The 12,783-nt window shown below is 62.9% G+C and carries 14 protein-coding genes and 2 pseudogenes; 8 read left to right on the forward strand and 8 right to left on the reverse strand.

What is annotated here, in order from left to right; translation table 11 throughout:
* Positions 1–138 precede the first annotated feature (138 nt).
* Positions 139–288 (reverse strand): hypothetical protein, encoded by a 150-nt coding sequence (locus XALGPE39_RS16325; RefSeq protein ID WP_235429725.1) that lies wholly within the window; start codon positions 286–288, stop codon positions 139–141.
* A 52-nt stretch (positions 289–340) separates the two neighbouring features.
* On the opposite strand from XALGPE39_RS16325, the pseudogene XALGPE39_RS16330 reads away from it, so the two are divergent.
* From XALGPE39_RS16330 to XALGPE39_RS16635, 6 genes and pseudogenes are all read left to right on the forward strand, one after another.
* A pseudogene (locus XALGPE39_RS16330) lies at positions 341–460 on the forward strand (arginase); the annotation flags it as partial.
* A gap of 147 nt (positions 461–607) precedes the next feature.
* A complete protein-coding gene (locus XALGPE39_RS01225) occupies positions 608–760 on the forward strand; it encodes an entericidin A/B family lipoprotein (RefSeq protein WP_012914816.1) in 153 nt (50 codons plus the stop codon).
* A gap of 102 nt (positions 761–862) precedes the next feature.
* The gene (locus tag XALGPE39_RS01230; RefSeq protein WP_045726655.1) at positions 863–1,003 is read left to right on the forward strand and encodes an entericidin A/B family lipoprotein; all 141 of its coding nucleotides are present in this window, start codon (positions 863–865) and stop codon (positions 1,001–1,003) included.
* A gap of 194 nt (positions 1,004–1,197) precedes the next feature.
* Positions 1,198–2,487: a tryptophan--tRNA ligase gene (locus XALGPE39_RS01235; RefSeq protein WP_045726656.1), complete on the forward strand. Its 1,290-nt coding sequence runs from the start codon at positions 1,198–1,200 to the stop codon at positions 2,485–2,487.
* Between the two features lie 157 nt (positions 2,488–2,644).
* Positions 2,645–3,577 (forward strand): MBL fold metallo-hydrolase, encoded by a 933-nt coding sequence (locus tag XALGPE39_RS01240; RefSeq protein WP_045726657.1) that lies wholly within the window; start codon positions 2,645–2,647, stop codon positions 3,575–3,577.
* 111 nt (positions 3,578–3,688) lie between these two features.
* Positions 3,689–3,787: pseudogene (locus XALGPE39_RS16635) on the forward strand (peptidase); the annotation flags it as partial.
* Positions 3,788–3,991: 204 nt separating this feature from the next.
* Here the strand turns inward: XALGPE39_RS16635 and XALGPE39_RS01245 are convergent.
* Positions 3,992–4,486 carry a hypothetical protein gene (locus XALGPE39_RS01245; protein ID WP_045726658.1) on the reverse strand — a complete coding sequence of 165 codons (495 nt, stop codon included), beginning with the start codon at positions 4,484–4,486 and terminating at the stop codon, positions 3,992–3,994.
* Positions 4,487–5,062: 576 nt separating this feature from the next.
* Between XALGPE39_RS01245 and rarD the strand changes: the two genes are divergently transcribed.
* A complete protein-coding gene (gene rarD / locus XALGPE39_RS01250; RefSeq protein ID WP_045726659.1) occupies positions 5,063–5,974 on the forward strand; it encodes an EamA family transporter RarD in 912 nt (303 codons plus the stop codon).
* A 16-nt stretch (positions 5,975–5,990) separates the two neighbouring features.
* Here rarD and XALGPE39_RS01255 read toward each other — a convergent pair whose 3' ends face one another.
* The gene (locus XALGPE39_RS01255; RefSeq protein ID WP_045726660.1) at positions 5,991–7,133 is read right to left on the reverse strand and encodes an alpha/beta fold hydrolase; all 1,143 of its coding nucleotides are present in this window, start codon (positions 7,131–7,133) and stop codon (positions 5,991–5,993) included.
* 724 nt (positions 7,134–7,857) lie between these two features.
* Here XALGPE39_RS01255 and XALGPE39_RS01265 point away from each other — a divergent pair.
* Positions 7,858–9,579, forward strand: a complete 1,722-nt coding sequence (locus XALGPE39_RS01265) for a GGDEF domain-containing protein (protein WP_045728866.1) — start codon at positions 7,858–7,860, stop codon at positions 9,577–9,579.
* Positions 9,580–9,611: 32 nt separating this feature from the next.
* Here the strand turns inward: XALGPE39_RS01265 and XALGPE39_RS01270 are convergent, their stop codons facing one another.
* The 5 genes from XALGPE39_RS01270 to XALGPE39_RS01290 form a co-directional block, all read right to left on the reverse strand.
* Positions 9,612–10,187, reverse strand: coding sequence for a cytochrome b (locus XALGPE39_RS01270; protein WP_045726661.1), 576 nt, complete (start codon positions 10,185–10,187; stop codon positions 9,612–9,614).
* Entirely contained in the window at positions 10,184–11,278 is a 1,095-nt protein-coding gene (locus tag XALGPE39_RS01275) for a catalase family peroxidase (RefSeq protein ID WP_045726662.1), read from the reverse strand. Before XALGPE39_RS01275 ends, XALGPE39_RS01270 begins: the two co-directional genes overlap by 4 nt.
* A gap of 339 nt (positions 11,279–11,617) precedes the next feature.
* Positions 11,618–12,001 (reverse strand): Na+/H+ antiporter subunit G, encoded by a 384-nt coding sequence (locus XALGPE39_RS01280; RefSeq protein WP_045726663.1) that lies wholly within the window; start codon positions 11,999–12,001, stop codon positions 11,618–11,620.
* A complete protein-coding gene (locus XALGPE39_RS01285; RefSeq protein ID WP_045726664.1) occupies positions 11,998–12,282 on the reverse strand; it encodes a K+/H+ antiporter subunit F in 285 nt (94 codons plus the stop codon). Before XALGPE39_RS01285 ends, XALGPE39_RS01280 begins: the two co-directional genes overlap by 4 nt.
* Positions 12,279–12,782 (reverse strand): Na+/H+ antiporter subunit E, encoded by a 504-nt coding sequence (locus XALGPE39_RS01290; RefSeq protein ID WP_045726665.1) that lies wholly within the window; start codon positions 12,780–12,782, stop codon positions 12,279–12,281. Before XALGPE39_RS01290 ends, XALGPE39_RS01285 begins: the two co-directional genes overlap by 4 nt.
* Between the last annotated feature and the right edge of the window lies 1 nt (position 12,783).

Raw genomic sequence — 12,783 nt, forward strand, 5'->3', positions numbered from 1 at the left:
CTTCGTCGTCTTCTCAATGCTCATGCTTGGAAATGCAACGTCTCTACTTCAAAGTTCATAACACGCTCTAGGTAGATTTTCTGCCCGAACCAGTTGGGAGCCTCTCAAGCCCAGGCGCTCCCTATGGACCGAGGCAGATCAAGCGTTGGACAGCTCGGCGCAGGTGAGGTCGGAACTGGCCGAGCCGATCCATGCACTGATCGAGGTCGAGCCATCGTTCGATGAACGAACGGTGGCTGGATTGCTTGGGATGAGCAAGAACAGGGTGTAGCGGATTTTCCAGCTCAAGGGCTGGCATGCGCGCAAGTGCGGTGTTGGCCGTCGTCCCCGGATCCAGGCTCTGGCCTCGCTGGACATCCTCGCACTGCACCGAGTGTTGGACTGCGGCAACCTGACGGCGGAACTGGCCGAGGACTGGGTCGATAGCCTGTTCGGCAAAGCGACCCCGATGCGCGATTGATGCAGTGCAGCAGGTCGAAACTGAATGGCGCGAGGGTTCATTCACGTGAAATCCACAGTCGTGACCGCACATTCACGCACAGGCGATAGCGCGGCGGTGCCTATCGTCATGGTCCAGACCATCTTTAGATTGCCAGAGGAATTCCTGATGAAGCGACTGACTACCTTGATGATGCTGACCCTGTTCTGTGCTGGCCTGCTGAGCGGCTGCAACACTGTCGCCGGTGCCGGCAAAGATATGCAGAAGGCGGGTGAGAAGGTGGAGGACAAGGCTCAGGATTGCAGTGCGGGCAAGTGCTGAGTGCCTCGGTCATGCGCGGCGGCAGACTGTCGCGCACGACCGGCATGCGATTCCGTGCGGTTACCATGCCGCTTCCCATGATCAAGTAAAGGGGTGAATTTTATGAAGCGTATGTTTGCGTTGATGATGTTGGCGATCTTCTCGGCGGGCCTGCTGTCGGCTTGCAACACCGTTGCCGGTGCTGGCAAGGACGTGCAGAAGGCTGGCGAGAAAGTCGAAGACGCTGCTTCCAAGAAGAACTGAGCGACTTGCTCAACCATGAAAACGGGCCGGCTTGCCGGCCCGTTTTTTTGTCATGACCCATCCACCTGCGTGGCGACCACGGCCACACGCGATGCGCATGTCGTGATGGCGCTGCGATTGAATCGGCCACGCGCCGGAACGTAGGCGTGTGCTGCGGTTAAACTCGTCGGGTTTTCCTCGGCCTTTCATTCCGCATGACCACCCGTGTTCTCACCGGCATCACCACTTCCGGCACGCCGCATTTGGGCAACTACGTGGGCGCGATTCGTCCTGCGCTGCAGGCTAGCCGGCGTCCTGGCATCGAGAGTTTCTTTTTTCTTGCCGACCTGCATAGCCTCATCAAGGCGCAGGACCCGATGCGTACCCAGCGTTCGACGCTGGAGATCGCCGCCACCTGGCTGGCCGCGGGCCTGGATCCGGCCCAGGTATGGTTCTATCGCCAGTCGGACGTGCCGGAGACCAATGAGCTGACCTGGTTCCTGACGTGCGTTGCCGGCAAGGGCATCCTCAACCGTGCGCATGCCTACAAGGCCGCGGTCGACAAGAACCGCGCCGATGGCGAGGACGAGGATGCCGGCGTGACGGCGGGCTTGTTCATGTATCCGGTGTTGATGGCCGCCGACATCCTGCTGTTCAAGGCGCAGCAAGTCCCGGTGGGCCGCGACCAGATCCAGCATATCGAGATGGCGCGCGATTTTGCCCAGCGCTTCAACCATGTTTATGGTCGCGACCATTTCATCTTGCCCGAGGCCCTGATCGACGAGCAGGTGGCGACGCTGCCGGGACTGGACGGGCGCAAGATGAGCAAGAGCTACGACAACACCATCGCGTTGTTTGCGCCGCGCGAGGAGCTGAAGAAGCGCGTGTTCGCCATCGTGACCGATTCCCGTGCGCCTGGCGTGCGGAAAGACACCGAGGGTTCGGCATTGTTCCAGTTGTATCAGGCTTTTGCCACGGTTGAGGAGACTGCGGCGTTCGCTCAGGCTTTCGCTGACGGTATCGGCTGGGGTGAGGCCAAGCAGCAACTGTTCGAGCGCATTGATGGCGAGATCGCACCGATGCGCGAGCGCTATGACGCGCTGATGGCGCGTCCGGAGGTGATCGAAGCGACCTTGCGCGACAATGCGCAGCGCTTGCGCGAGCGTTACGCCACGCCGTTCCTGGCCGAATTGCGGCATGCGGTGGGATTGCGCGATTTATCCCAGCGCGACGCCGTATCGAACGCGACTGCCACAAAACAGGCGCTACCGAGTTTCAAGCAGTACCGCGAAGGCGACGGCCAGTTCTATTTCAAGTTGCTCGATGGCGAAGGCACGTTGTTGTTGCACAGTACCGGCTTTGCTTCGCCGCGCGATGCTGGGCAGACCATCGCAGCACTCAAGCAGGTCACCCAGGCCGATGCGTTGCAGGCGATGCCGCTGGTCCTGGTGGCACCGGCAGAAACGGTCATGAGTGCGTTGCAGCGTCTGCGTGAGGCGGACTGAGCGCAGCGCCTGTCTGCTAGCGGAGTCGGTCCCGATGCGCAAATCGGATCGGGGCTGAAGCTGCGCCTTCAGGCGTGTTTGTGCTGCGTTGGCTTGAGCTGCCAATGCCTTCCATACGGCCTAAAATGCGCCTTTCGCACAGCCGCTGCCTGACGCCATGCCAAGCGATCCCAGCATTCATCTCATCGATACCGGTTTTCAGCGCGCGCAGTTCGATGCGGCTTATTTGATGGTGGAGCAGGGGCGTGGGGCTTTCGTCGATTGCGGCACCAGTCATGCCGTGCCGGTGTTGCTGCACGCGCTGGAGTGCGCGGGTCTGGCGCCGGACAAGGTTGACTGGCTGATTCTCACCCATGTGCATCTGGATCATGCCGGTGGCGCCGGCGCGTTGCTGCAGCAACTGCCCAATGCGCGCCTGTTGGTACATCCGCGCGGCGCCTCGCACATGATCAATCCGGAGCGGCTGATCGCGGGCGCCACGGCGGTGTATGGCGAAGAGGAGATGGCACGCAGTTATGGCCGCATCGTGCCGGTGCCAGCCGAGCGCGTGGTCGTCGCCGAAGAGGGCCATCGGTTGAGGTTGGGTGCGCGCGAATTGCTGTGTATCGATACTCCTGGCCATGCGCGCCATCATCTGTGTGTGTGGGATGCGCGCAGCCGCAGTTGGTTCACCGGCGATACCTTCGGGCTGTCCTACCGAGAGCTGGACAGTGCGCGCGGCGCGTTCGCGATTCCGACGTCCTCGCCGGTACAGTTCGAGCCGGACGCCATGCGCGCCTCGATCCAGCGCATGCTCGACTACGCGCCGCAGACCCTGTATCTGACGCACTACGGCCCGGTGGAAGGTGCGGCGAGGTTGGCGGCGGAGTTGTTCGAGCAACTCGATGCGATGGTCGCGATTGCGCGCGTCTGCGATGGCCGTTCCGATCGTCATCGTTGTCTGGTTGCCGCGTTGACCGCGTTGTACCTGGAGCGCGCACGCTTGCACGGTTGCGCGCTGGACGATGCCGGGGTGGAGCGCGTGCTGCACATGGACATCGAACTCAATGCGCAGGGCTTGGCTTGTTGGTTGGATCGTTCCGCAGGTTGAGTGGCGCCATGCGTGCTGTGCGGACGATGATTTCACCGCGCTCTGTCTGTTGGCGCCGTCACGTTTTACACTGTGCTGCCTACTCGTCGTCAGGTCGTGATCGTGAACCCGATGCGCATGTTGCTGCTGTCCGCCGCTCTGTTCATGGGAGGTGCCGCACAGGCAGCCAACGATGCATCTGTTGGAGAGGGTGGCAGTGAAACAGATGCTTCGGAATGGTATGGAGTGCCATTGGCTTATGAGTCGGAGAAGTGCGACGGACCCGTCCCGCTAGGTTAGAGAGCCATCGCCTCTGGCGATCTTCGTTGTAGGTGGCTGCCCTGCTGCTTGCCGCTCGGCACGGCATTACTTCACCCCTGGCGAGGAACGGACTGACTAGGATCCTCGCCCTCGCCGCAGAGCTGCGTCACCGGCTCAGGCGGTGGTGGAAATCAGACTGCCCACGATGCCCTGGTTGAGCAGATCGCCGACGATGGGACCGGTCAGGTTGGGATTTTCTTTGAGCGCGGACGACAGTGCCGGCGTCAACGTGTTGTCGGCGGTGAAGACGCCGGATGCGTTATAGATGCCGGGTGTCGACGGGGGGGTGCCGATACCATCCAAAATGCCCTGAGAATAGGACTGATTCGCCTGATTTTGATCGATGTTGGGCGAGGTGCCGTCGGCCGAACCAGCACGGACGATGGTATTGAACAGACCGGCCGCCGTATAGGTGAGGCCCTGGTCGGCAGGCGAGGAAGTGCCGAGGCTAAGGATCAACGCCGCATCCGATGACAGCGAGACAGCCTGTTGCACTGCAGAAGTGTCATTGCTTGCTTGGACAGTGTTGCCGAGCGGGTTCGTTGTCGGGATGGCGAATGGGTTTGGTGCGCTACCGATCGACTGCAGTGAAGCATCAATGCTGGTCATGGTAGTTCCGAAATGAAGGGTGTAGTGCTGGAATACGCCTATGATAATGAATGGATTATTAATTTAAGTCCGGTGGCTCGGTCGACCCGGCGAGGGCGAGGGCGAGGGCTGGGGTGAGGAAGGTGCCGGTCTGACATCGTCGTCAGCCCGCTCCAGCACTCTTGTGCCGCTGGCCTGCAGTGTGTGATGGACTTCAAGAGGTCGACTGCGAAATTATCCGAAGTGTGTTGAGACAAGGTCAGTCACGCAAGTTCGGCGCGCGCCAATATGGCGTGCCGTCGGGGTCGGGTTGACCGTCAGCGCTACGTCAGATGTGTCGTGTGGCTTGACTTGGCGATGGCCAGGACAGCATCACGCAACATCGTCCCAGCCATTGCCGGTGACCAACGCATCTCGTTTCAACATGCGTCGGCACACGCTCTAGAATCCGAGGTCATTCTCTTCGTCCATGTCGTGCGCGTATGTCATCTTTGTTCGTTTCGATTGCCCCTGCCCACGCGCGGTGTTGCGTGGCTGTTGGTCTGTGGTGCACGTTCTGGCCGCTGCGGTGGTGATCGCGGTGGCGGGGACTGGCCGATGAGCGTTGCCGAGCACGACCTGCGGCGCGGTTTATGGATGACTGCGGCGGCTTTTGCGCTATGGGGCGTCGCGCCGTTGTACTGGCATCTGCTCAAGGCAGTGCCGTCTGCGCACATCATCGCTCACCGCATCGTGTGGAGCGCCGTGCTGGTGGTGGCCTGGTTGATGTACAGCACACGCCTGCAGTGGTGGCGGCGCATCGCCGCGCAGCCGCATGCGTTGGTCACGCTGGCGTTGAGCAGTGTGGCGATCGCCTTTAATTGGGGCTTGTACATCTGGGCGATCAATGCCGGGTATGTGATCGAGGCCAGCCTGGGATATTTCATCAATCCGCTGTTCAACGTGCTACTCGGCGTGGTGGTGCTGCATGAACGCTTGCGTCGGCTGCAATGGCTCGCGGTCGCGTGTGCAGCGCTCGGTGTGGTCTGGCTCACGATCGATGCAGGCGCGCCGCCGTGGGTCGCGCTGGGTTTGGCCAGCTCGTTCGCACTGTACGGCCTGCTGCGCAAGTTGGTGCACGTGGATGCGGTGGCTGGATTGGGCGTGGAAAGCGTGTATCTGTTCCTGCCAGCGCTGGGCTTCCTGCTCTGGGGCGAGGCGGGTCACGGCGGCGGGTTTTTTGGCGCCTGGGGCTGGCGTGACGACGTGCTGCTGATGTGCGGTGGCGCGGTCACGGCGGCGCCGTTGATCGGTTTCGCTTACGGGGTGCGGCGGGTTCCGTTGTCGTTGGTTGGATTGCTGCAGTACATCTCGCCAAGTTTGCAGTTGCTGCTGGGTGTTTGCTTCTTCGGTGAGCCGTTCGATACCGGCAGGGCGCTGGGTTTTGCCGCGATCTGGATCGGGCTGCTGCTGTTCGCTGGCGAGAGCGTGTGGCGTTCGGGGATCGGGCGCCGCCGCGGCGTGGTATAGCGGGGCGATACGGCACTCAGCCTCGGGTGGTGTTCGCGGTCGAGGTGAGGGTGAATTGTTGGGTAGCGTCCAGGCGTGGCGGCAGCGGCTGCGGGCAGTGACCGTCGTGGCGTGGCGCCGGTAGTTCGGCGAACCAGTCTTCTACGGTGGGTGCCAGCAAATCCAGCCGCATCGGCAGGCTCAGGTGATTTTCCCCGTGCATCTCCAGGTAGTGCGCGCGTGGCGCGTCCAGCGCCAGCAATCGGCCGTGCGCCACCGGGATATGTTGGTCGGCGCTGCCGTGCAGCAGCAGTACGCAAGCGCTTGTGCTGCGTGCTGCGGTGGTGACATCGACTTGGTCCAGGTTCAGCGCCAGGCGTTGATTGGCGCTGGCGATCACCGCATCCAAGTTTTGATCGCCATAGCGCCACCGCGCCAGATCCATCGCCGCGCTCGCCATCCAGCCGCGCGGGTGGCTGGCGAGCATGTGCGGGATCATGTCGCGGATACCGCGTCCGGCATTGGCGAAGGATTCCAGCGCCACCACGCCGTCGACCGCGTTGCCGAGCTTTTGCGCGGTGAACAATGCGGTGGCCGCGCCATAGGACACGCCGAACAGGTAGACCGGCCCCTGCACTTCGCCGCGCATGCGTAGTGCGCGGATCACCGCGACCACGTCATCGGATTCGCGGGTGCCGTAGCCCGCCGGCCCGCCGCCGGAACGACCGTGGTTGCGCAGGTCGATGCTGATGCTGCGATAGCCGGCCTGAGCCAGGTCCAGCGACCACGGCAGTAGCGAATCGCCGTCCATCATCCAGCCGTGCAACAGCACCACGGTGCCGCGCGGTACCGGATGAATCCCGGGCGGCGGTGTGGCGACGTCCATCGCGAAGTCGGCGTGTTCGTGGCCGTTGGCGTCGCGAGCGGCGTGTTCGTAGCGGTAGCGCATACGGTAATCGCCTGGGTCGATCGCGCGCCAGAAGATCGGGATACCGCCCGGCACCACCACGTGTCCACTGCGGTTGGGCAGGGTCGCCAGCAGGCTTTGGATCCGCTCCTCGTCCATCAACGGTGATACGCCACCGGGTGCGACCAGGCGGTCGCTCAACGAGGTGGAGGAACAGGCGCCCAGGCACACGCTGGCGCACAGGACAAGCAACAGGCACAGGCGCGAGGACATGGCGGTAACGGAGATGGAAACAAATGGTCGCGCAGGCTACTCCCTGGGAGGGGCGCCGCTCTACCGTGTTTTCATGACCAAAAGATGACGCGTCAGTCCCCATTGGGCCAGGCTGGGAGCGCGATCTTGGAAACTGGGCCCGGTCGCAGCACCCCCAGGGAAGTGCTGATCGGCAGCCGCGCGGCGCACAGGGCCGGGAAACGGGCGCCGACCAGGTCAATGCCTAGTGCCGATTCAGGTTGGTCCGTAGCAGCATGGCCGTTGATCGGATTGCTACGTTTGGCTGAGCGCTGATGTCACGACGGCCCTACAATACCCCCACAGGGGCGTGGGGCCGTGTTCGATTGGTGTTAGCGGAGGACCAGCTAATGGTGCGTAGCGCATTGGGAACCCTACTGGACCTGGAGGCGGATATCGACGTCGTCGCCAGAGTGGCCGATGGCGAGGCCGCCTGCTGTGGGCTGCCGGCTGAGCTGCCGGTCATCGACACCCCTCAGTTCAGCTCCCTGAAAATGGCTGGTCGCATTCAGCGTCAGCAGTTACCGGTACGTGTGTCCATGGTCACTGCCTTGCATGGAAGCGGCGCGGCTGGCGCTTCTGAAGGGGATACTACGATCCCATGTGGGTTTGCTCTTGGAGCTCGTCTGGTGGTTTGCGCATGATTCCGCATCTTGGTTTTGGTCCTGAGGACGACGGTACTTCTGTCTCTGCGCGCTTTGACATCATGTCCTTCGCGACCATCAATCGCTATGGCGTGCCGCTGGCGCTGCTGTTGTTGATCGGGATCAGTGCCGCGCTGCTGTTTGGGAGTCAGTGCTTGCTTGGCGATGCCGCTTCTGTAGAGCACAGCAACCAAGTCGTTGCCGGGATCAATGTGCTGCAATTCAATCTCAGCGATTGCGACGCCAAGTTGCGCGCTCTCCTGCTGCCGGGTGACAAGAAGGACGTGGTCGATTTTCAGCGTTGCGAGCAGTCCCTGCCGTCGCGTCTACAACAACTCTCCACCTTGCTGCGGGATAATCCGGCGCAATCGTCGCGACTGCGTTTGATTCAGGCGCAGATCCGCGAACGCATGCAGATCAGTGAGCACGCCATCGCGCGCCTTCAGCTCCATGACGCGACGATGCGGCCGGAGATGGAGCGCATTCGCCAGGCCTACGCGCTGTCCCAGGCCGCAGGTCGCAATGCCGATGCAATGCTGCACAGCGAGCGCGACTTGCTCGCCAAACGCATGCGCGCCACTGCCGATAGCGCCGGCATCCTGCGTCTTTTGGCCTTCGGTGGTATCCCAGGCGTGTGCGTGCTTACGCTCTGCTTGTATATGCTGCTGCGTCGCGAAATCGGTCGCCGGACTCAGGCCGAGCGCCTTGGGCATCATGCCAATGCGCTGCTGGTGGGCACAGTCCAGCAAATGCAGCGTACAGAACAGGACCTGCGCACGCTCAACCGCTGCAGTCGCGGGCTACAGAGTTGCGTGCAGCAAGATGAAGCGGTCGAGGTCGCACGCCAGGCGCTTGAGCGCCTGCTCGGTTCGGCTGGGTGCGGCGTGTACTGCACCGATGCTGCTGGCGAGCAGGTGGTGTGCGTCGCCCACTGGGGGATGGAGACGGCATGTGCGCCATCGATGTCGCTGGAGCGTTGCGAGAGTCTATGTCGGCACGCGACCCAGGTGATGCAGCCCGGTGCAGCGTCGCTGTGCGCACAAACCAGCGATGCCATTTGCGACCCGGCACAAGCGCTTTACGGTGCCTGTGTGCCGATGATCGTGCAGGACGAACGGCTGGGGATGATCCATCTCTCCAGTCCCGACCTTGCCGTGCTGGAGCGGCTCAACCTGGTCGAGGTGGTGGCCGAGCAACTGGCGATGGCGCTGCACAATCTGCATTTGCGTCAGCGCCTGCGCACGCAGTCGATTCGTGATCCGCTGACCGGGCTGTATAACCGACGCTATCTGGAGGAGTCGCTGCTGCGCGAACTATCGCGCTGTGCGCGCCGCGATTTGCCGTTGGCGCTGATGATGTTGGATCTGGACCATTTCAAGGCGCTCAACGACTGCTTGGGCCATGCTGGCGGCGACGCGTTGCTGGCTGCTTTCGGCCAGTTGCTGGGGGGAATGGTGCGACCGGAAGATATCGCCTGCCGTTATGGTGGCGAGGAGTTCACGGTGATTCTCCCGGGTGCCTCGGCAGACGTTGCGCAACGCCGCGCCGAGCAAATTCGCGTGGCGGTCGAGCAGCTGCAGGTACAGCATCAGGGGCAAACGCTGCCACCGATCACGGTGTCGATTGGCGTAGCGGCTTATCCGGACCATGGCAGTACCGGTGAGGAATTGCTGCGCTGCGCCGACGCTGCGCTTTACGCTGGCAAGCGTAATGGCCGCAATCGAGTCGCCTCGGCTGTGACCGAGCTGAGCGTGAACGACGATTGCCAACTCGCGTCATCGTAAGGCGTTATCCCGCGTTGTCCGGCTATGTCCGGCTATGTCCGCTCGGGTGTTGCCGTTGGCTTGGCCGCTGCCGCGCCGCGCACCATGCTCGCCAATACATCGTCCCGGCGTATCCAGGCATGGAACAGTGCCGCGCACAGATGTCCCAACACCGTGGCGAACAACAGATAACCCAGCCAGCCATGCGCGCAACGTAGCTGCGCGTACAGCACCGGGTTGTGCGAGGTGATCGCGGGCAGGTGTACGCCCGCCCACAGCACGATTGGATAGCCGCCAGCCGAGAGCATCGCCCAGCCCAACAGCGGCATCGCCAGCATCAGCGCATACAGCAAGCCGTGCGAGGCATGCGCGGCGATTTTTTGCCAGTGCGGCAGGTCGGCCGGTAGCGGCGGCGGGCGGTGCCGCAGACGGTTGCCCAGGCGCACCAGCGCCAGCAGCCCGATGGCGATGCCCAGTGGACGGTGCAGGTCCAGCAGCCAGGGGCGTTGCGACACCGAGGCAACCATGCCGACGCCGACAAACAGCATGGTCAGGATCATCGCCGCCATCAGCCAATGCAGCACGCGCGCGGTCAGGTTGAAGTGCCCAGATCGGTTGCTCGGATTCATTGTGCAGTTCCTTGTTGGCCGATGGCATCCGGCGCCTGGCCGCGTGCGATCTCGCGCTCGCGGCGGTTGAACGATTGTGCATAGACCGCCGAGCGTGCGGCTAGAATCGGGTCGTTGGAGCCGGCGATGCCGTGCGGCAGGATCAGCGGGTCGTAGTTGAGGTCGCGGCATGGGCCGCTGGCCTGTGGTTCGGCATGGTCGAGCACCAGGGTGCCAGCGACCACATGTTGCCGCGTCGGTGGCCAGGAGCGGGACGGATCCTCGATTGGATCGCCGGGCGCGGCCATGGTCAGTACCAAGTCCCAGCGTAGCGGGCCGCGCTTCAGCCGCGTCTGTAGATCCTCGCTGAGGAAATTCGCATCGGCCTGCGCGCGCTGCGCCGCCGACAATGGCATGAACGGCGTGTGCGGGCGCATCGACCAGCGCACGTAGCGGCTGCTGCCATCGGCGGCGGTGAAACGGAACGCGTTGACGCCGTTGTACTCGGTATTGGCCCAACTGTTCGACCATGGCGCGGTCATCGCCCATTCCTGGAACATATGTGCTTCCGGATAGCGTTGCAGGAACGCGGCCATCTTCGCTGGGTCCGGTTTGCCGGTCGCCGGATCTGGCGTTGACGCCTGGATCTGCGCCATGAAGCCTTCTGGCGTGGCGACCACGAAGAACGGAAAGTTGTTCATCGCCATGCGCCATTCCTGGCCGTCGTCGCTGCGCAACTGCAGGGCCATGCTGCGCACGCGTGCCTGGCCGTCGGCGCCGTGTGGATCGCCGCCGCCGATCGACAGGCGGCCCAGCACCGGCACCGAGGCCTGGGCGAACACCCGAGCTTCGGACAATGCCTGACCTTGGCCGTTACTCTCGAAGTGGCCGCTGACGCAGACCCCCTTGCTGTGCGCGCGGCGGAAGCCGGGATGCGCTGGACCACCGGCTTGTAGGGCGTCAGTCATGTGCTGGGCGGTCAGCCGTTGCGGCCCGCCGAGCCAGCCCGCGCTCCAGGCGAAGGCGGCGGCCAGAGCAACAGCGATTGCGGCGATGCCAGCCAGCGCCAGCCAGGGACGTGGTGGTGACGAGGTCGGATCGGGCTGGGACATCTGCAGCTCCTATGGCGATGGGGGTGACGTGGCTGGATGGCGCAAAGAGGTTGTGTCGCAGTGGTGCCGGTGACAAGGCCATACCAGCGACGAGGCGGCATTCGCACTCCGTTTTACACCGATTCGAACGGATGCATGGCGACAATTGCCGCATCCATGCCGAGGCCTGTATCCGCCGCATGGTGGATTGCGTGCCATCGTGTTGCGATACGTCGACACAACGCGGTTGGCGCATATCGCCCGGGTCATGGCCTTGCTGGTGACGTGGCGGCCGGTTCACGCCGTTGTGCGGATCGGCATCAGCGCGGCGTCGGGTTGGATGTCATCGTCAGCAGCAGGCTAGGGCAACGGTGGCGGTTGCTTCGTTCGGGTCGGTATCGGTCGCTGTTTCTGGTCGATGTCTCTACTGTCGGGCGTCGGTGGCTGTTCTGCCAGCATTAGCGAGAGCGCGGCCTTTGCCATCATGTGCGCGCTGATCGGTGCGGTGATGAACAAGAACGCGGTAATCAACAATTCGCGTGGCTGCGGGTCTTGCCCCAGGAACAGGTGATAGCCCACCGAGGCTAGCAGAATGCAGCCCACGCCCAGCGTGCTGGCCATGGTCGGCGCGTGCAGGCGCTTGAAGAAGTCCGATAGTCTCACCAGTCCCAGCGCACCGAGCAAGATGAAAGAGCAGCCGACGATCAGCAGCAACGCCAGGGTGAGATGCAGCAATGCGTTCATTCGACGATGTCCCGACGCAGCACGTATTTGCTCAGCACCACGGTACTGCCGAAGCCGAGCATGGCGATGATCAACGCCGCCTCGAAATACACCGGCGAATCCAGGTACATGCCCCATAACATCACTTCGGCGATTGCGGTGATCGAGAGCGTATCCAGCGCCAGGATGCGGTCGGGCAGGGTCGGGCCGCGCAGCAGCCGCCACAACGCCAGCAGCATTGCCAGGGCGACCATGTGCATGCACACCACGATGGTGGTGTCGATGAACATGTCGTGGGTCATGGGAAGATCTCCATCAATGGCGCTTCGTAACGTGTCTTGATTTGCTGGATCAGGCGCTCGGCATCGTCCAAGTGCAGCACATGCACCAGCAAATATTTGCGGTCCTGCGACAACGCTGCCGAGACCGTACCTGGGGTCAGGGTAATCATGCTGGTCAGTGCGGCGATGCCGTGGATGTTGGCGATATCCAGCGGCACCCAGACAAAGCCGGGGCGGATCCGTGTCTGCGGTCCTAGCACTTGCAGCGCGACCGTCACGTTCGAGCGCACGATGTCCCAGGCCGCCACGCATAGCATCTTCGGCAGCGGACGCAGCGTGCCGATGCGGGCGAATTCGCGGTCCAGGCGCGCGGCGAACAGCGGCACCGCCACGCCGAGTCCACCGCCAAGCAAGAGTTGGCCGGGGCTGAGACTGTCGCTCATCAGCAGCCAGAACGCGGTGATGGTGAGACTCAGCGGCCAGGATGGAAACAGCCGGCGCGACCAGGAGGAACGGATCATC

The sequence above is a fragment of the Xanthomonas sp. GPE 39 genome (assembly GCF_000963005.1).
Taxonomy (GTDB): domain Bacteria; phylum Pseudomonadota; class Gammaproteobacteria; order Xanthomonadales; family Xanthomonadaceae; genus Xanthomonas_A.